The following is a 17,699-nucleotide window of genomic DNA, read 5'->3' as shown; positions in this document are numbered from 1 at the left end:
CCATCTTGCCCCGCGCGGGCGGTGTCCTCGACCGGAACGACGAAGGCGCCGCCCCCGGGAGGGAGCGGCGCCTTCGGACGCGAGATCAGCCTTCGATGGCGCTCTGCGGCTGACCGGTCTTGAGGGCGGCGAGCCGCGCCTCGACCTCGGTCAGCTCGCCGACGTCCTCGAGCTGGTTGAACTGGGCGTCGAGGGTGGATGCCGCGAGCTCCTGCTTGCCGGCCGCGAGGGCTTCCTGGCGGCGGACCTTGTCTTCGAAACGCCCGAGCTCGCTCGTCGGGTCGAGCACGTCGATCGACCGGACGGCGTCGTGCACCTTGTTCTGGGCCTCGGCGGTCTTGGCGCGCGCGAGCAGCTCGGAGCGCTTCGACTTCAGCTGCTCGAGCTTCTGCTTCATGCCGTTGAGGCCGTCCTTGAGCTTGTCGACGACCTCGGTCTGCGACGCGATCGTGGGCGCGATCGCCTTGGCCTCGTTCTCCTCGCTGATCTGGCGCTGCAGCGCGATCTTGGCGAGGTTGTCGAACTTGTCGGCGTCGGCGCTGTTGCCCGCTCCGCGCAGCTCGTCGGCCTTGCGGCTCGCCGCGAGAGCCTTGTTGCCCCACTCGGTCGCGGCCTGGACGTCCTCCTGGTGGTCGCGCTCGAGCAGGCGCAGGTTGCCGATCGTCTCGGCGATCGCCCCCTCGGCGTCGACGATCGAGTTGGTGTAGTCGCGCACGAGCTGGTCGAGCATCTTCTGCGGGTCCTCGGCGGAGTCGATCATCGAGTTGATGTTCGCCTTCACGAGGGTCGAGATGCGGCCGAAGATGGACTGCTTTGCCATCGGGTTTTCCTTCCGTTAGGACTGTGTGGTTTCGAGAGTGGATGCCGGGTCCGAAGCGATCAGAATCGACCACCTCCTCGGCGCGAGCGTGTGCCGCCGCCGCCGAAACTGCCCGAGCTGCGGCCGCTGCGGCCCCCTCCGCCGAGCATGCCGCCGAGGCCGCCGCCCATGCCGCCCGAGGACCGGCCTCCGCCTCCGCCGCCGCCGAGCAGGGAGTTGATCACGATGCCGCCGAGGACGGCGCCCAGCATCCCGCCGTTGCCTCCGCCACCGGAGCCGCCTCCGCCGAGCATGCCGCCGCCCTGGAACGAGCCGACGTCGTTCTGGGCGTACTGGATCGCCTGGCCCGCGAGCTGATTCGCCCGCTGCGCATACTGCGTCGCCTGCTCCGGAGCGGTCTGCTGCAGCTGCTGGGCCTGAACGAGTGCGGCCCCGGCCTCGGCGAGGCGCGTGCGCGCCTCGGCGCCGATCGCTCCGCGGCGCGACGTGATGTAGTCCTCGGCGGTGGAGACCTGCGCCTGCGCCTGCATGATGAGCTGGCCGACCACCTGGCGGGCGCGCTCGGCCTGGGCCGCGGCATCCCGCACCCCCTGCACGAGTCCGTCGATCTGCGTGTTGGCCGCCTCGAGGCCCTGGAGCGCGAACAGCGGTCGCCGGTTCGCGCCGGTCAGGAACCCGCGGGCCTTCTCGATCTCGGCCCGCGTCGACGCGATGACGGCGGCGATGCGCCCGTCGGCGTCAGGCAGGGCGGATGCAGCGGCGACGTCGCTCTCGAGCTCGCCGAGCAGTGCCGTGGCGTTCTTCTCGCCCTCGGCGAGGTCGGTGCCGAGTTTGGCGATCGCCTTCTCGAGCAGGTCGGCCTGGCCGACGGACTCCTCGGCGGCGCGGATGCTGACGGCTGCTTCGCCGCCCTTGCCCGCACCGATGGATTCCTGCGCCAGCGTGAGCTGCTCGTCGGCGAAGGCGATGCGCTGCCGAGCCTGCTCGGGGTTGTCGGCGACCGTCGCGAGGGCTTCAGGGGCGTAGCTCGCCGAGAGCGTCGCCAGCTGTGCCGTCGCGGCCTCGAGTGCGGCGGCGACGGCTGCGCGCTCGGTCTGTACGCGGGCGATGGCCTCGGGCGCGTTCTGCTCGAGCTTGCGGAGCTCGTCGAACGCGGCCGCCTTCTCGTCGAGGCCGGCGTTCGCCGTCTCGCACAGGCTCAGGATCTCGCTGTTCCACGCGCGGACCTGCTCTTCGGTGTCCGGCGTCGCGTCGTCGAGCTGCTGCTTGAGCGTGAAGGCGCGGTTCAGGTTGTCCTTCGCGGTCTGCAGCGCCGCTGCGAACTCGGCCGCCGCCGCGTCTCCGAACTGGGCCTTCGCGAACCCGAGCTCCTGCTCGCTCGTGCGCACGGCGTCGTCGGTCTCGACGAGCGCGGACGACGCGCGCTTCTCGAGCTCCTGCGTGCTGACCTGCTCGAGCGGGGCGCCGCCGGGCCGACCGCCCACGGGCGTCTTCTTGCGGCGGCTGCGCACGATGAGCCAGATGACGACGCCGATCGCGGCGGCGATCACGACGAAGATCAGGATGCCGGTGAACCCTCCGCCGCCGCCCGAGCCGCCGGCGAGCGCGGTCTCGAACCCGTCGGCGGCCGCGTCGATCGCGCCCGACCAGTCGTTCGCCGACAGGAAGGGCCTGATCTGCGCCTCGATCGCGTCGAGCTGCTCGTTGCTCAGCGGGCCCGCGTCGTCGGCGGAGATCGTGTACTGGCGGCCGTCCGTCGCGATCGCGAGCAGGTACTGCCGCTCGTTCAGCCCGTTGAGCGACGCGGTGTCGTTCGCCCAGTCGACGCGATCCGAGGGATTCGTGAAGTCGGGCACCAGCGCGACGAACAGGTCGACGTCCGTGTTCGTGTACAGCGTGGAGAGTCGCTCGTTCGCGGCGGACAGCTCGGACGACGAGAGCACCTTCGACTCGTCCGCGACGTAGGGCTGCCCGAGGTCGACCGGATCGGTGGCGGATGCCGCGGACGCGCCACTGCCCAGGACGATCGCCACTGCCGCAGTGAGCGACACTGCCCATCGAACCCGCATGCCACGCCTCCCCGGAGCTCGTGCAGCACGTGCCCCTCCGCGAGTCTATTGAGCGTCGTGCGGGCGACGGTAGGGGTTCTCCCAGGCTCGGCACGACTCGGCGGGTCGAGTCGTGGGCCGCCGGGCGCTCGCGTAGCCTTTCGGCTTCGGAGGGCGATGCGCATGGACGATCGATACGGCACGGACGTGCTCGCTGCAGGCTGGCGCGAGAGCCGCACCAGGAAGCTCGAGCGGATCGAAGCATCCATCGACGTCGTCGTCGAAGTCGCGGGCGACGGATTCTGCGGCGCGGTCGTCGGCGTCGCCTCGGGGCTCGTCGAGCTCGAGGACCGCCTCGGTCGTCGCCGGTTCTTCCCGCTCGGACCGGGATTCCTCGTGGACGGGGTGGACGTCGTGCTGACGCCGCCCACGGTCGCCGTCGCCACCGGACCGAAGCGCACCGCATCGGGATCGTTCGCCGCCCCCGACGCACGCGCTCGGGTGGCGCGTGCGAGCCGCATCCTCGTCGAGGGGCGCCACGACGCCGAGCTCGTCGAGAAGGTGTGGGGCGATGACCTGCGCGCCGAGGGCGTCGTCGTCGAGTATCTGCAGGGCGTCGATCTGCTCCCGCCCATGCTGGAAGAGGATCCGCCGTCGGCCGAGCGCCGCTACGGCGTGCTCGTCGACCACCTCGTGCCGGGCTCGAAGGAGTCGCGCCTCGCCGCCGAGGTGCTGCGAAGCCGTCACGGTGCACACCTGAAGATCGTCGGCCACCCCTTCATCGACGTGTGGCAGTGCGTCCTGCCGTCCTCGGTCGGCATCCCGCGCTGGCCCGACGTGCCGCGCGGCGTCGAGTACAAGGTCGGCGTCTGCCGCGCCCTCGGCTGGCCCGCGCGGGATCAGGCCGACATCGCGCGCGCATGGCAGCGCATCCTCGCGTCGGTCAAGAGCTATCGCGACCTGGACCCGGCGCTCCTCGGTCGCGTCGAGGAGCTCATCGACTACGTCACCGCCTGACGGCGCGGCGCGGAGTCCAACTCCCGCGTCGCAGACCTCGAGACGGATTCATCCCGAGCGATCCGCGCCGTTAGCCTGGAAGCGTGTCCGACGCAGCTTCCGAACCCCGCCGCTACCGCGAGAAGCCCGTGTCGTTCGTGCGGCGCAGCGGCCGGATGACCGACGGCCAGGACCGCGCGTGGGCGGAGCTCGCCGGCTTCTACGTCATCGAGCCGGAACGGGATGCCGCCGTCACGAGCATCCTTCCCGGCTCCGCCATCGACCCCGCGACCGTGTGGGGCAGGAGTGCGCCGCTCGTCGTCGAGATCGGCTCGGGGCAGGGGCACGCGATCGTGCATGCCGCCGCGAATCACCCCGAGACCGACTTCCTCGCCGTCGAGGTGTTCCGCGCGGGCCTTGCCCGCACGATGCTCGACGCCGACCGCGCCGATGTGCGCAATCTGCGTCTCGTCGAGGCGAACGCGCCCGAGGTCCTGCAGCATCTGCTGCCCGCGGCATCCATCGACGAGCTCTGGATCTTCTTCCCCGATCCGTGGCACAAGAACAAGCACAACAAGCGGCGCCTGGTCACCGCGGAGTTCGCCGCGATCGCAGCGTCGGCACTGAGGGGCGGCGGGATGCTGCGCCTCGCGACGGACTGGCAGGACTACGCCGATCAGATGCGCGACGTGCTCGATGACTCGCCCGCTTTCGAGCGCGCGTTCGAGGGGGAGTGGGCCGAGCGCTTCGACGGCCGTGTCGTGACGGCATTCGAGCGCAAGGGCGCGGCGAAGGGGCGGCACATCAGGGACCTGACCTACCGCCGACGCCCATGAGCGATCGGGGACCGACTCCGCCCGAGACCCCGGCCGCACGAGATCGCTGGCGCTTCGTGCGGCCGCTCTCGCAGCGCGACTTCCGGGTGCTGTTCGGCGCGGTCGTGCTGTCGATCTTCGCGGCCGGCATGTGGGCCGTCGTCATGGTCTACTCCGTCATCGGCGCGGGCGGCGGGCCGCTCGAGCTCTCGCTCGTCGCGGGCGCCAACGCCGTGGGACTGCTCGTGTGCGCGATCCCGGGCGGCATCATCGCCGACCGCGTCTCGCGGCGGCTGATCGTGCGGTGCGTCGAGGGCGCCAACTTCGTGGCCATCACGTCGGTCGTCCTCGCGGGGTTCGCGGGCTCCGTGACGATCCCGCACCTGACGGTCGTCGCATTCGTCCTGGGCGCGAGCGCGGGGTTCTTCTTCCCCGCGTACAGCGCGATCCTGCCGCGCATCCTCCCGGGCGAGCAGCTCCTCGCCGCGAACGGTCTCGAAGGGGCGATCCGGCCCGCGCTGCAGCAGGCCGCGGGACCCGCGACGGCTGGCGTGCTCCTCGCGACGCTGGTTCCCAGTCACGCGGCGATCATCATCGCGGTCGTCTACGGCCTGGCGTTCGTCGGCCTGCTGTTCCTGGGCGAGGAGCCGCCGGGTGCCGAGCCCGAGGCGCCGTCCTCGGTCCTGCAGGATCTGAAGGAAGCCGTCGTCTTCACGGTCCGCACGCCGTGGCTGCTGTGGACCCTGCTCTTCGCGACCATCTGGGTTCTCGTCTTCGTCGGCCCCGAAGAGGTGCTGCTGCCGTTCCTCACCCGCGAGCGCATCGGCGAGGATCCGCGGCTGTTCGGGTTCCTGCTCGCCGTCTACGGCCTGGGAGGTGTCGCCGGGTCGATCTTCGTCTCCTCGCGCGCGCTGCCGCGCCGCTATCTCACGGTCATGACGCTCGTCTGGGCCGTGAGCACGCTGCCGTACGTCGTCGTGGGTCTCACCGACCAGTACTGGATGCTGCTCGCGTCGATGTTCGTCGTCGGATTCGGCTTCAGCTACGGCAACGTCATCTGGGGGACGCTGCTGCAGCGCCGTGTGCCGCGGCACATGCTCGGGCGCGTCTCGAGCCTCGACTTCTTCGTCTCGCTCGCGCTCATGCCGCTGTCCATGGCGCTCGCGGGGCCGCTCGCATCCGTCATCCCGCTGTCTGTGATCTTCATCGTGGCCGGCATCATCCCGTTCTTCTTCGGCATCGCCGTGCTGTTCATCGCGCGCATGCCGCAGGACGAGATCGCCCACCCCCTGAAAGACTGAACCCGTGCCCGCGCATCCCGACACCGCTCTCGCCCCCGCCCGACCAGCCGTGTCGTGGGGTCTCATCCCCGCCGCGCTCGTCTGTCTCGCGGCCCCCGCGTTCTTCGTCGTCCGCGTGCCCTGGATCGGATGGATGCTGCTCGCCGCCGCCCTCGTCGGCGCATGGCTCGTCGAGCGGCGCACGCCGCACGACTTCGCCTTCGTCGCCGGGAAGGGGCGGCCCCGGCGCACTCCCAGCATCCTGCGCGACATCTCGCTCATCGCGATCGGCCTGCTCGTCGTGAGTGCGATCCCGCTCAAAGCCGAGCTCGACAACCTCGCCTTCGTGCGATTCGCCCTCGCGCTGGGTGGAGCCGTCGCGGTGCCGTACGTCATCTCGCGCTGGGTCTACCGCGATCACGCGATCCGCTTCCCGTGGCGCGGGGGAGGGCGGTGGACGACGTTCCAGTGGACGTGGCTCGTGCTCGTGCTCGTGCTCGGGTGGCTGATCCTGCCGTTCTACTTCATCACGTCGGGGGTCTACCTCAACTGGCCTGTCGTCGACACGCCGGAGCTGATCGGGCGCCTGTTCGTCGGCGTCGGCGCAGTCGGCATCTGGGACGAGCTGTTCTTCATCTGCACGGTCTTCGCGCTGCTGCGCCGGCACTTCCCCGACTGGCAGGCGAACATCCTCCAGATGGTCGTCTTCGTCTCGTTCCTGTGGGAGCTCGGGTACCAGGCGTGGGGGCCGTTGCTCACGATCCCGTTCGCTCTCCTGCAGGGCTTCATCTTCATGAAGACCCGCTCGCTCACCTACGTCGTGACGGTGCATCTCCTCTTCGACGCGGTCGTGTTCGCGGTGCTCGTTCACGCGCACAACCCCGGAATGCTGGACTGGCTCTTCCTCGTCTGAGTGTGCCCAGGCGGTGATCAGGCGGGATGGGTATCGTGGATGCCGGATCCTCGACCGGATCCCCGGACGACGGATCAGTACCCGGTGAGCGACAAGACTGGCCATGGAGTCAGCCGTGTCGTGGGTCATCCTCATCGTCTCCGGAGTCCTCGAAGCCGTGTGGGCCACCGCCCTGGGCAAGTCCGAGGGCTTCACCAAGCTCTGGCCGTCGGTCGTCTTCGTCGTCGGCCTCCTCCTCAGCATGGGCGGCCTCGCGTGGGCGATGCGCGACATCTCGACGGGCACGGCGTACGCCGTCTGGGTCGGGATCGGCGCGTCCCTCACCGTCGCGTACGCCATGATCACGGGCGACGAGGACTTCTCGATCGTCAAGATGCTGCTGATCCTGGGTCTGGTGGGCTGCGTCGTCGGCCTCAAGATGGTGGGCCACGAGTGACGCGGAGGATGCCGCATCCTTCACCTTCAACGTGACGTAGAGGTGACTTCGGGACGAAGTCTTGACGTCCGTTCGCGCCGGAGTAATGTCATCCCCACGAAGAGAAAACGGAAACGAAAGAACCCGCAAGGGAACCGAAACAGAAACCGCATATCGTACTGATGATCGCCTCGGGGCTTCGGCTCCGGGGCGATCTTCGTGTGCGCCGCGCGCCCGCGACATCGCGCCCCGCCGCCCCGGCACACGCCAGGATGGGATGCATGGCATCCCTCGATTCCCTCAGCGACGATGGGCGCCGATTCGTCTCGGACCGCCATCTCGCCACGCTGTCGACGCTCGGGCGCGGCGGCGTCATCCACGTCGTCGCCGTCGGCTACACACTCGACGAGGGTGTCGTGCGCATCATCACGAGCGACCGCACCCAGAAGGTCCGCAACATCGAGCGCGACGCGCGCGCGACCGTGGCGCAGGTGTCGGGTCCGCAGTGGATCAGCATCGCGGGCGAGGCGACGATCGAGCGAGACCCCGCGGCGGTGGCGCACGCCGTCGCCCTCTACGCCGAGCGCTATCGTCAGCCGCGCGCGAACCCGCAGCGCGTCGTCATCCGGCTCTCTCCGGATCGCGTGATGGGTTCGGCGGGGCTGTTCGCCTGACCTGCACGTCGGCACCACCCGCGCGAGCGCGCGATCGCGAATTGGCTCTGGCCCTGACGCGACGCGATGTCTATGCTGAGCACACCGTGTGGCCCTCACGACCTCTCATCCCGGTCGGCCGAGGGTCATGTCTGGCAAGAGGGAATAGATGCAGGCCCCGCCGCAGTGACTGGGGAACCACCTTCGACGCTGGGGACATCTCTGGCGGGGCCTGCGCCGCACCGTGGCTGGCTTCGAGGGTCCAGAGCCTTATGTCTGCGCTGAGGACCGCTCGCCCCGGTGTCGGATCACCTTCAACCTAGAGGTGAGACTTTGCCGGTGTCTGTCCACCCTTTGGGGGACACGCATTCACGGCGCGCATCCGCTAGAATCCGCGCTCACCTCAGCGAGTGGGGTCGATTCGCGCCCCTTCATTCGGGCTGGGCCACGTGCAGCTGCGCACGCCGCCGGGGTTCGAGGGGCTGGGCGCCTTGTCGCGAGAATGGGGCCGCGAGGGCTTGATGCCCCGCGACCCCATGTCCCGTGTGTGCCCCCGACTGGAATCGAACCAGCGACCTTTGGTACCGGAAACCAACGCTCTATCCCCTGAGCTACGGAGGCGGACGCTCTAGGTTATCAGCGGTCAGCCCACCGCCTCGCCGCTAGTGTGTGACGCGTGGGGCACGAAGAACCGGCACCGAGCAGGAAGTCGGCGTGGGACTGGCTGCTGCATCCCGATCGCGGACTGCAGCGCGTACTCGCGCTCATCGTGACGATCGGCGGAGTGCTGGGCGTCGGATTCCTCGTGTACGACCGATTCATCGCGCCGGCGCAGCAGCCGGCCGTTTCTCCGACCCAGGGCGTCGGCGATGACGTCGACCTGCTCGCCGCTGTCGACGGACTGGAGAGCGGGGTCCAGTACTCGAGCTACACCGCTCTGCTGGGGGAGCCCGCATCGCGAGAGCAGCTCGGGGACGGGTTCGTGCGCAGCGACTGGGAGACGCTCGACGGCACGGTGACGGCGTACGTCGACAGCGTCGACGAAGTCGTCGCCTACGGCGTGAGGGCGCTCTCTCCGGAGTTCACCCCGACGATCCCGTTCACCGGTGGACTCGAGCTCGTGACGTCGACGTTCGGCGACGTGACCGAGACGCCGGTCGGGTACTCGGGCGTGTACCCGCCGAGCGGCGAGTGGTGGTACCAGGAGCTCATCGGCGGCACCGGCGCGCAGGACTTCTCGCAGGTGCTGCTGGGTGCGTCGCACACGACCGCGGTCGACGATCCGGCGGCGGGCGGGATCGCGGACTTGTCCTCTTGCCTTCCCTACTCACCGTGGGAGGACGGCGATGGATGCTCCGCCGCAGCGCTCGCAGGGCTCGACGCCCTGCACATCACATCCATGACCGTCGGCGATGCCGACGACCTGCGGGAGCTCGCGATGGCCGGAGCATCCTTCACCGGCTCGGAGTGACGGTCAGTTGATGATCTCGCCGCGCTCGTCGGCGCGGAGCGCCGCGAGCCGCTCGCGCCATGAGCGCAGCTCGTCGGGTGTCAGGCGCGTCCAGTCCGCGACCTCGCGCACGATCCGGATGGGCTCCGCGCTCCGATAGGACCGCGTCGGATTGCCCGGAAACTTCTTGTCGGTCACGTTCGGGTCGTCTTCGAACGCACCCGTCGGCTCGACCTCGTAGACCCGTGGCTCACCGTCGCCCGCCGCGAGCTCGGCCGCAAGACCCGCGCCGTCGGGCAGGGCGGTGAAGTAGACATGGTTCATCACGATCTCGGGACGGTAGTTCGACCGGAACCCCGCCGTCAGCAGATCGCCGACGCGGAGATCCGCCTTGGTGCCGTGGAAGAACGGTCCGGCATCCAGCGCCGCGCTCATGGCGTCCTCATGCCGTCAGATTACCGAGAGCATCGGCGCAGATCGCCTCGCTCGGTCGGTCGCCCCGCGGGCAGCTCGGTCGACGACGTGGTCTGCACCGACGAAGGCGGCCATCGGCGCGTTCCATCGATAGAGTTCGTGCAGACGCAGCACGTGATCCCGCTGCAGAGGGAGCGATCATGCCCGACGACAAGTCCGTCGACGAGGAGAAGGCGATCGCAGAGATCGCCGATCGGCTGCAGGAGCGGTTTCCGGATGCGTCGCGAGAGAGCGTCGTCGACGCGATCGAGAAGTCGCGGGCGACGTTCGCTGATGCCAAGGTCCGCGATTTCGTTCCGGTCCTCATCGAGAAGGAGGCGAAGGCGCACCTGAAAGGCAAGCGCTGATCTTCGCTCTCATCACTGGGTACTAACGCCCGGGCACTTGCGTAGTATCAATGCATCGCAGCGCAGAATGCCGTAGTTCTGCTGTGCTACGCCGTGTACTTTGCGTACTGGAGGGAGATCCTCCGTAGGTACAGCGGCGAGGAGGCGGCGTGAGTACGAGAAACGAGCTGTTCCTCTCCGCCGTCGACGTCCTGCAGAGCGGTCGCAGTCTCGACATCGAGGGTGAGCACGGAAGCGGGCGTACGCATCTGCTGCGTCGCATCGGCGACTACTTCGCCGCCCTCGGCTGGAAGACGATCGGCGCGCGCGGTCTGTCGTCCTTCGCGCAGGTGCCGCTCGTCGCGCTCCGCGTCGCGGGCGTCGAGGAGGCGCAGGACGGCCGAGCCGCCAGCATCGCGGCCGCCGTCGCGGCGGTCTCGGAGTCGATCTCGCCGGGACGCACGCTCATCGTGGTGGACGACTGGGACATGCTCGATCCCGTCTCAGCCGGAGTCCTGCGCACCGTGCAGACGGAGGCGTCGGTTCCGATCCTGTCGTCCCGACTCGTGCATCGGGGTCGTCACGACCCTGTCCTGCCGACGGGTGCCTTCACGACGACCTATGCGATGCGCCTCCCCGGGATGGGGTACGCCGAGCTCGAGACGGCGCTCGAGTCCGCCGCGGGGCACCGCATCGATCCCGCCACCCTCAGCCGGGTCTTCGCGAAGTCCGGCGGCAACGTCGGTCTCGCCGCGGCGGTCGTCGACGCCGCACACCGTGGCGGCACGCTCGTGGTCGAAGACGGTGTCGCGCACGCCACCGGCTCCCTCTGGACGCCGTCGCTCCGGCATATGGCGGAAGTCATCCTGCATCCGCTGTCGCGCAGAGCCGTGGACGCTCTCGAGATCCTCGGTCTGCTCGGACCGATCGGGATCGCGACGGCGGTCCGCGCCGTCGGCGTCAAGCGCGTCAGCGAGCTGGAGGACCGCTCCTTCCTCTCGGTCGTCGACGTGGCCGGGGTCCCTGTGGTGTCGATCCGCCCACCGCTTCTGGTGGAGTACTTCCGGCATGAGTCCCGAGCGGGGCGACGATCCGAGCTGCTCGCCGTCGTCGACGATGTGCTCGCCGATGGCGCCGCACTGGAGGACGGCGCGACGACGCCGCGCGACGCCGCCGTCTTCGTGCGCCTCGTGCACGATCGGACGCGTCGGCGGACTCTCCGCGCACGCGAGGCGTGGCACTCCGCGCCCACCCTCGCGACCGCGACCGCGCTGCTGTCGGCGCTGGAACTCGACGGCGCGCACGACGCCGAGGAGCTCGATGCGCTCGTCGCGGCCGCGCGCGGACTCGACGGCGCCGAGCGGGAGCGTGCGGAGTGGGAGAGCGCGCGCCTGGCCGAGCGCGCGGGGCGCGGCGACGCCGCGAGCGCCGTCGCCGAACTGCGTGCGCGGGCCACAACCCTTCCGCGCGAGGGCGGCCTGCTGCTCGGACGCGCAGCCGAGCTCGAATCGACCTTCCTCGTCGTGCCGGAGCGCGACCCCCTCGACGGCGTCGACGTGTCGCGCTTCTCGGCAGAAGCCCACGCGGCCGTTCTCCGTGCGCGTGCGTTCTGGATGCTGGCGCGCGGCCTCGGCGAGCAGGCGGATGCCGTCCTCGCTCACCGCGCCGCGCTCGGCGCCGAACCCGATCCCATCGCGGACGCGCTCGTCGTCGTCTCGCACCTCACGGCCGAGCGGTTCGACGCCGCGGCGCGGCTGGCAGCCGAGGGCCTGGCGGCGGCGCAGCGAGACCTCGACGCGACGCTCATCCGCATGTACGCCTTCCTCGCGGCGCTCTGCGCCTCGATGGACCGGCGGCCGGATGACGCGGACCACATCCTGAGCGAGTCGGCCTTCCTCGGACTGGCCGCGCCGCACCCCTCGCTGTCGTTCATAGGGCTCAAGACCATGGCGGCCGAGATGGCGGCGCGTCGCGGTCAGCGCGCACTCATGGAGCAGCTGCTCGCCGAGGTCGATTCCGCAGGTCTCGTGGACGGACCCCTCGTCGGTCAGACCAGCGGCATGCCGTACGCGCGCATGGCGTTCATCGAAGGCGGACCGACGGCCGCCGCGGCAGCGTGTCTCGATGCCGGCGATGCGCTGTGGGAGCGCGGGGCGCTGTTCTCAGCGGCATGCTGCTATCTCGAGGCCGTGACATACGTGCCGGACGAGGAGATCTGGGCTCGGGTGTCGGACCGCATCGGCGAGGTGCGGATGTCGGGGATCGTCCGCCAGGGACGCATCGCGGAAGCCCTCGTCCGCGCCGATACCGACGCTCTCGTCGCCGCGATCGCCGAACTCGAAGCGGCCGGCCGGCCGCGGGAGGCCCTGAACGTCGCCGAGACCGCGCTCGCGGCCGTCGGCGCGTCGGATTCGGCGGGCGAGATCGTCGCCCAGCGCGATCGACTGCGGTCCGCGGGCACGGTCGACGTCGGCATCCCACCCGTCGCCCTCACGCGGCGCGAGCGCGAGATCGCCGAGCTCGTCGCCTCGGGACTCTCCAACGCCGTCATCGCCGAGGCCCTCGTCGTCTCGGTCCGGACGGTCGAGTCTCACGTCAACCGGCTGCTGCGCAAAGCGGGTGTGAGCAGGCGCCAGGACGTCAAAGCCTTTCTGCTCGCGCAGGACGCGCTGGGCTAGCGCACTCCGCCGCCGTCGACGGGTGCGTCCGCGACGATGGCGGACGCTCCGGACAGCGCCGCGAGCGCCTCGTCGAGACGGACGGCGAGATACGCGTGGCCCTCGGTCGACGGATGGTTGTTGCCGAGCTCGCTGGTGTCGATGACGGCCGCGTAGTTGGCGTCGGTGATCCACCCCTGATCGATGGGGGAGATGTACAGCCACCCTCGGTCGGCCGCGAGTGCCGAGAGCTCGTCGTCGATCTGCGAGGTCGCCTTCTCGATCGGCAGGACCTGCGGCGCCGGCCCGAGCACGACGATCTGCGCGTCGGGATAGATCGCCGCGAGCGCATCCCACGCGGTCGTGACGGCGGCTTCGTAGCCATCGGGGTAGAGGCGCCGGTCGTTGATCGAGCCCTCGATGATGACGAGGTCGGGGTCGAGGGCGGGATCGAGCGCCGCGATGCGCTCGCCGTAGGCGGGTCCGTCGAGGCCGGGCTTGAGGTAGCCGCTCCCGCGGACGCCGTCGACGACCGCGTTCCACCCCAGCTTCTCGGCCGCGACGTACGCGAAGCCGAGCGTGGGCACGTTGGCGGCGGATCCGTAGACCCATGAGTCGCCGAAGACGAGGACGGTGGGATGCTCCGGCAGGGCGAGCGGCGCGGTCGCCGGAGGAGCGGCGTCCGCCGCCGCGACGGCCGGCGGCGCGGACGCTGTGGAGGGCCGGATCAGGCCGAAGGCGCACACGATCGCGACGGCGGCCGCGACGCCCGCGAGGGCGAGCCACGAACGCCGTGCGCGGGGGCGTCCGTGCGCGTGCATTCCACGAGGGTAAACGACTGCGGGCGGATCCGCGCATCCCGGTTTCCGACAGTGTCCCACCGCGTGTCGCGGGGGATGGATGTGGGCCCTCCACACCCCGTTCGGCGCGCGGCATCGGGCATGCGAGGATTCTTCGGTGCAACGTGTCGTGACCGCCGAACTGGACCTCGATCTGGGGGCGTCCGTCGACCTCATCCTGCAGGTCACCGCGGCCCAGCAGACTCCGGTCGCGAGCGAGCTCCTCACGTTCACGCAGGGCGATCGCGTGTACACGCCGACGGAGATCGTCGACCAGTCCGGCAGCCGTCTGCACCGCCTCACGGCCGAGCCCGGGCTGCTCGAAGTCCGGTACGAGGCGACGATCGAGGGGCAGAACGTCTCGACGCGCACGAGCGACCTCGAGGCGATCACGTACCTGCGGCCGAGCCGCTACGCGCAGTCCGACGAGGTGTTCCCGCAGGCTCGGCGTCAGTTCAAGGGACTCCACGGCCACGACCTCATCGCCGCGGTGTCGGACTTCGTCGCCACCAGCACGACCTACACGCCCGGCCTGAGCGCGGGCACCGACAGCGCGGTCACGACGCTGATGACGGGTCAGGGCGTGTGCCGCGACTACGCGCACCTCGTCATCGCGCTCCTGCGTGCGATGGACACTCCGGCGCGCTACGCGGCCTGCTACGCGCCGGGGCTCCGCCCGATGGACTTCCACGCCGTGGCCGAGGCCTACCTCGACGGCGCCTGGTACGTCATCGACGGCACGCGCCTCGCGAACCGGCGCTCCCTCGTGCGGATCGCGACGGGGCGGGATGCCGCGGATTGCGCGTTCCTGAGCTACCACGGCGGATACGTCGGTCTGCAGCGCATGCACGTCGACGCGTGGGTCGTGCCGGACGACACGGGGTTCGCGGCGGGTGCGGCATCCATCGACGACTTCGCGCCCGCCGCCGACGACTTCACTGAGCTGATCCAGATCTCGTGATATCAACTCTTGCTGATATCAGCAGAGAGTGATACAAAGAGGTCATGCATGCTCTCGATGTCCTCGGAGATCCGGTGCGCCGGCGTCTCGTCGAACTGCTGGCGCAGGGCGACAAGGCCGCGGGCGAGCTCACCGATGTCGTCCGAGATGAGTTCGGCATCAGTCAGCCGGCGGTCTCGAATCATCTGAAGGTGCTGCGCGATGCCGGCTTCGCCCGAAGCATGCCCGCCGGTTCGCGACGCATCTACGCGCTGCAGGCGGAGCGGATGACCGAGGCGCAGCAGTGGGTCGACGCGCAGGTCGCGTTCTGGCTGACGCGACTCGACGCGCTGGACACCGAACTGCACCGCGGTCGCCGCGCTGCATCCGAGGAGGAATCATGACCGATCCGATCGTCCGCGCCCTGACGGGCGACGCCGCGCAGCAGACGGTTTCGCTGGCGCGCGAGTACCGTGCGACGCCGGAAGAGGTGTGGCATGCGATCACGACGCGCGAGCGCATCGCGCGCGTGCTGGGCACCGTGACCGGTCCGATGCCCACGGCCGCCGGCGACGTCTTCCATGTCGACATCGGCGGCGGTCGTGTGCGTCGCGCCGAGCTCGTCTCGTGCGATGCACCGCGCGCTCTGTCGTACGTGTGGTGGTCGGGCGACGACGATCCCGGGTCGGTGCGCATCCGTCTCACCCCGACCGATGCCGGCACGCGCGTGAGCATCACGCACGATCGCCTGCGTCCGCACTGGACGGGCGGCTACGGCGCGGGGTGGGAGGCATCCCTCGCGGCGCTCGCGGACGTGCTGGGAGCTGCGTCCGCCCCGACTCCCGCCGCCGACTGGACGCTCATGCAGCAGCGCCCGCTCGAGCTGACGGCGCGGATGGATGCCCCTCGGGAGCGCGTCTGGCAGGCGTGGGCGACCGAGCGCGGGCTCGCGACGTGGTGGTGGAGCCACTGGTCGGACGTCGAGATCGCCGCCGACGTGCGGGTCGGCGGGAAGTACCGCTTCGCCGCGCCCGCGCACGGCATGGCCGTCGCGGGGGAGTACCTCGTCGTCGAGCCGCTCGAACGCCTCGCCTTCACGTGGGTGTGGACCGACGACGACGGTGCGTCGGCCGATGAGGCGGTGGAGGTGACGTTCGCCGACGACGCCGCCGGGGGCACTGTGCTGACCGTCCGCCATACCGGCCCCTGGGCGACCGACGAGCCGGTCGAGTCGTATCGCCAGGGGTGGGAGTTCGTGCTCTCCGCCCTCGAGCGGGCCTTCGCCGTCTGACCCGTCGGAGACCACGCGAAGACGGAGGGACGACCGCGGCACCGTTCTCCCGCTCAGCGGCCGGTCTCGCGCCCATCCGGAGCATGGCGCCGCCGAACTAGACTGGTGCGGTTATGGATCCCGCAGCCCTGTCTTCCGCTCTGCTCGCCGTCGTCACCCCGCTCGCCGAGGCGCGACGCGAGGGATCAGCGGCCGGGCTCGCGGCAGACGACCTCCCGCTCGAGCGCCCGAAGAACCGCGACCACGGCGACTGGGCGTCCAACGTCGCGCTGCGCCTCGCGAAGGTCGTGGGCGCCAACCCGCGCGAGTTCGCCGCCGAGATCGCCGACGCGCTCGCGTCCGTCGACGGCATCGCGAGCGTCGAGGTGGCAGGCCCGGGATTCATCAACATCCGACTGGATGCCGCGGCCGCCGGCGCCCTCGCCAAGACGATCGTCGACGCGGGCGTCGACTTCGGCACGAACGATTCGCGGTCCGACGAGATCATCAACCTCGAGTTCGTGTCCGCGAACCCCACGGGCCCCATCCACCTCGGCGGGACCCGCTGGGCCGCCGTGGGCGACTCCCTCGCCCGCATCCTCTCCTCGCAGGGCGCGCAGGTCACGCGCGAGTACTACTTCAACGACCACGGCGCCCAGATCGACCGCTTCGCGCGGAGCCTCGTCGCGGCGCACGAGGGCCTCCCGACACCCGAGGACGGGTACGGCGGGGGCTACATCACCGACATCGCGCGCCGTGTCGCCCTCGCCTACGACGGAGACATCGATGCGCTCGATCCCGAGGCGAAGCAGGAGGCCTTCCGCGAGCTGGGCGTGAACTTCATGTTCACCGAGATCAAGCAGAGCCTGCACGACTTCGGCGTCGACTTCGACGTGTACTTCCACGAGAACGACCTGCACGAGTCGGGCGCCGTCGAGCGCGCCGTCGCGCGGCTCTCGGATCTCGGCCACATGTTCGAGGCGGACGGCGCCCTCTGGCTGCGCTCGACGACCTTCGGCGACGACCGCGACCGCGTCGTGATCCGCTCCAACGGCACGCCGGCCTACATCTCGGGCGACCTCGCCTACTACCTCGACAAGCGCGAGCGCGGATTCAACCGCTGCATCATCATGCTGGGCGCCGACCACCACGGGTACGTGCAGCGCCTCATGGCGATGACGGCGGCGTTCGGCGACGAGCCGGGCGTCAACCTGCAGATCCTCATCGGACAGATGGTCAACCTCGTCAAGGACGGCCAGCCCGTGCGCATGTCCAAGCGCGCCGGCACCGTCGTCACGCTCGAGGACCTCGTCGAGGTCGTCGGGAAGGATGCCGCGCGCTACGCGCTCGTGCGCAGCTCGACCGACTCGAACCTCGACGTCGACCTCGACGTGCTGCAGAAGCGCACGAACGACAACCCCGTCTTCTACGTGCAGTACGCGCATGCGCGCACGCACAACGTCGCGCGCAACGCCGCGGCATCCGGCGTCGACCGCTCGGAGTTCGCGCCGGAGCTGCTGACGCACGAGACCGAGTCGGCACTCCTCGGCGCGCTGCAGGAATACCCGCGCATCGTCGCCTACGCGGCCGAAGTGCGCGAGCCGCACCGCATCGCGCGGTACCTCGAGGAGCTCGCAGGGCTGTATCACCGCTGGTACGACAGCTGCCGCGTCATCCCGCTCGGGGATGCCCCGGTCGAAGCCGTTCACCGCACGCGCCTGTGGCTCAACGACGCCACCGGCCAGGTGCTGCGCAACGGGCTGACGCTGCTGGGCGTCGACGCACCGGAGCGGATGTAGTCCG

The 17,699-nt window shown here is 70.1% G+C and carries 17 protein-coding genes, 1 tRNA gene and 1 riboswitch; of the genes, 13 read left to right on the top strand and 5 right to left on the bottom strand.

The genetic code is table 11. The features are described 5' to 3' along the window. Positions 1-85: 85 nt before the first annotated feature. Both ACTIFV_RS03775 and ACTIFV_RS03770 read right to left on the bottom strand, forming a co-directional pair. Positions 86-820, bottom strand: coding sequence for a PspA/IM30 family protein (locus ACTIFV_RS03775; RefSeq protein ID WP_439591441.1), 735 nt, complete (start codon positions 818-820; stop codon positions 86-88). 59 nt (positions 821-879) lie between these two features. Continuing rightward, on the bottom strand, positions 880-2,853 hold the full coding sequence (locus ACTIFV_RS03770; RefSeq protein WP_439591440.1) for a TPM domain-containing protein: 1,974 nt from the start codon (positions 2,851-2,853) through the stop codon (positions 880-882). 198 nt (positions 2,854-3,051) lie between these two features. On the opposite strand from ACTIFV_RS03770, the gene ACTIFV_RS03765 reads away from it, so the two are divergent. From ACTIFV_RS03765 to ACTIFV_RS03740, 6 genes are all read left to right on the top strand, one after another. Further along, complete coding sequence (locus ACTIFV_RS03765) at positions 3,052-3,885, top strand: DUF3097 family protein (protein WP_439591439.1); 834 nt, start codon at positions 3,052-3,054, stop codon at positions 3,883-3,885. 155 nt (positions 3,886-4,040) lie between these two features. Beyond that, positions 4,041-4,700 carry a tRNA (guanosine(46)-N7)-methyltransferase TrmB gene (gene trmB, locus ACTIFV_RS03760; RefSeq protein WP_439591831.1) on the top strand — a complete coding sequence of 220 codons (660 nt, stop codon included), beginning with the start codon at positions 4,041-4,043 and terminating at the stop codon, positions 4,698-4,700. After that, a complete protein-coding gene (locus ACTIFV_RS03755) occupies positions 4,697-5,980 on the top strand; it encodes an MFS transporter (protein WP_439591438.1) in 1,284 nt (427 codons plus the stop codon). The genes trmB and ACTIFV_RS03755 overlap by 4 nt, the downstream gene beginning before the upstream one ends. 4 nt (positions 5,981-5,984) lie before the next feature. Continuing rightward, positions 5,985-6,872, top strand: a complete 888-nt coding sequence (locus tag ACTIFV_RS03750; protein WP_439591437.1) for a CPBP family glutamic-type intramembrane protease — start codon at positions 5,985-5,987, stop codon at positions 6,870-6,872. A gap of 41 nt (positions 6,873-6,913) precedes the next feature. Next, a riboswitch (guanidine-III (ykkC-III) riboswitch) is annotated at positions 6,914-6,978 on the top strand. A gap of 9 nt (positions 6,979-6,987) precedes the next feature. Then, complete coding sequence (locus ACTIFV_RS03745; protein WP_439591830.1) at positions 6,988-7,308, top strand: DMT family transporter; 321 nt, start codon at positions 6,988-6,990, stop codon at positions 7,306-7,308. A 260-nt stretch (positions 7,309-7,568) separates the two neighbouring features. Then, on the top strand, positions 7,569-7,961 hold the full coding sequence (locus tag ACTIFV_RS03740) for a PPOX class F420-dependent oxidoreductase (RefSeq protein ID WP_439591436.1): 393 nt from the start codon (positions 7,569-7,571) through the stop codon (positions 7,959-7,961). A gap of 527 nt (positions 7,962-8,488) precedes the next feature. On the opposite strand, the gene ACTIFV_RS03735 is transcribed toward ACTIFV_RS03740, so the two are convergent. Next, positions 8,489-8,561, bottom strand: a tRNA-Arg gene (locus tag ACTIFV_RS03735). Between the two features lie 55 nt (positions 8,562-8,616). Here ACTIFV_RS03735 and ACTIFV_RS03730 point away from each other — a divergent pair. After that, positions 8,617-9,411 (top strand): hypothetical protein, encoded by a 795-nt coding sequence (locus tag ACTIFV_RS03730; RefSeq protein WP_439591435.1) that lies wholly within the window; start codon positions 8,617-8,619, stop codon positions 9,409-9,411. 3 nt (positions 9,412-9,414) lie between these two features. Here the strand turns inward: ACTIFV_RS03730 and arr are convergent, their stop codons facing one another. After that, positions 9,415-9,825, bottom strand: a complete 411-nt coding sequence (gene arr / locus ACTIFV_RS03725; protein WP_439591434.1) for an NAD(+)--rifampin ADP-ribosyltransferase — start codon at positions 9,823-9,825, stop codon at positions 9,415-9,417. Between the two features lie 179 nt (positions 9,826-10,004). On the opposite strand from arr, the gene ACTIFV_RS03720 reads away from it, so the two are divergent. Both ACTIFV_RS03720 and ACTIFV_RS03715 read left to right on the top strand, forming a co-directional pair. Next, a complete protein-coding gene (locus tag ACTIFV_RS03720) occupies positions 10,005-10,211 on the top strand; it encodes a three-helix bundle dimerization domain-containing protein (RefSeq protein WP_439591433.1) in 207 nt (68 codons plus the stop codon). Between the two features lie 149 nt (positions 10,212-10,360). After that, positions 10,361-12,868, top strand: a complete 2,508-nt coding sequence (locus ACTIFV_RS03715; protein WP_439591432.1) for a LuxR C-terminal-related transcriptional regulator — start codon at positions 10,361-10,363, stop codon at positions 12,866-12,868. Here the strand turns inward: ACTIFV_RS03715 and ACTIFV_RS03710 are convergent. Next, complete coding sequence (locus ACTIFV_RS03710; protein WP_439591431.1) at positions 12,865-13,668, bottom strand: SGNH/GDSL hydrolase family protein; 804 nt, start codon at positions 13,666-13,668, stop codon at positions 12,865-12,867. The genes ACTIFV_RS03715 and ACTIFV_RS03710 overlap by 4 nt on opposite strands. A 136-nt stretch (positions 13,669-13,804) precedes the next feature. On the opposite strand from ACTIFV_RS03710, the gene ACTIFV_RS03705 reads away from it, so the two are divergent. From ACTIFV_RS03705 to argS, 4 genes are all read left to right on the top strand, one after another. Beyond that, entirely contained in the window at positions 13,805-14,647 is an 843-nt protein-coding gene (locus ACTIFV_RS03705; RefSeq protein WP_439591430.1) for a transglutaminase-like domain-containing protein, read from the top strand. A gap of 44 nt (positions 14,648-14,691) precedes the next feature. Further along, complete coding sequence (locus tag ACTIFV_RS03700; protein ID WP_439591429.1) at positions 14,692-15,030, top strand: ArsR/SmtB family transcription factor; 339 nt, start codon at positions 14,692-14,694, stop codon at positions 15,028-15,030. Continuing rightward, positions 15,027-15,917, top strand: coding sequence for an SRPBCC family protein (locus ACTIFV_RS03695; RefSeq protein ID WP_439591428.1), 891 nt, complete (start codon positions 15,027-15,029; stop codon positions 15,915-15,917). Before ACTIFV_RS03700 ends, ACTIFV_RS03695 begins: the two co-directional genes overlap by 4 nt. A gap of 113 nt (positions 15,918-16,030) precedes the next feature. Beyond that, positions 16,031-17,695 (top strand): arginine--tRNA ligase, encoded by a 1,665-nt coding sequence (argS, locus tag ACTIFV_RS03690; RefSeq protein ID WP_439591427.1) that lies wholly within the window; start codon positions 16,031-16,033, stop codon positions 17,693-17,695. The last annotated feature ends 4 nt before the right edge of the window (positions 17,696-17,699 follow it).

Origin of the sequence: Microbacterium sp., from assembly GCF_051860965.1 — a bacterium.
Classification (GTDB): Bacteria; Actinomycetota; Actinomycetes; order Actinomycetales; family Microbacteriaceae; genus Microbacterium.
Note: the sequence above shows the minus strand (reverse complement) of the source record. Positions and strands in the feature narration are given on the sequence as shown.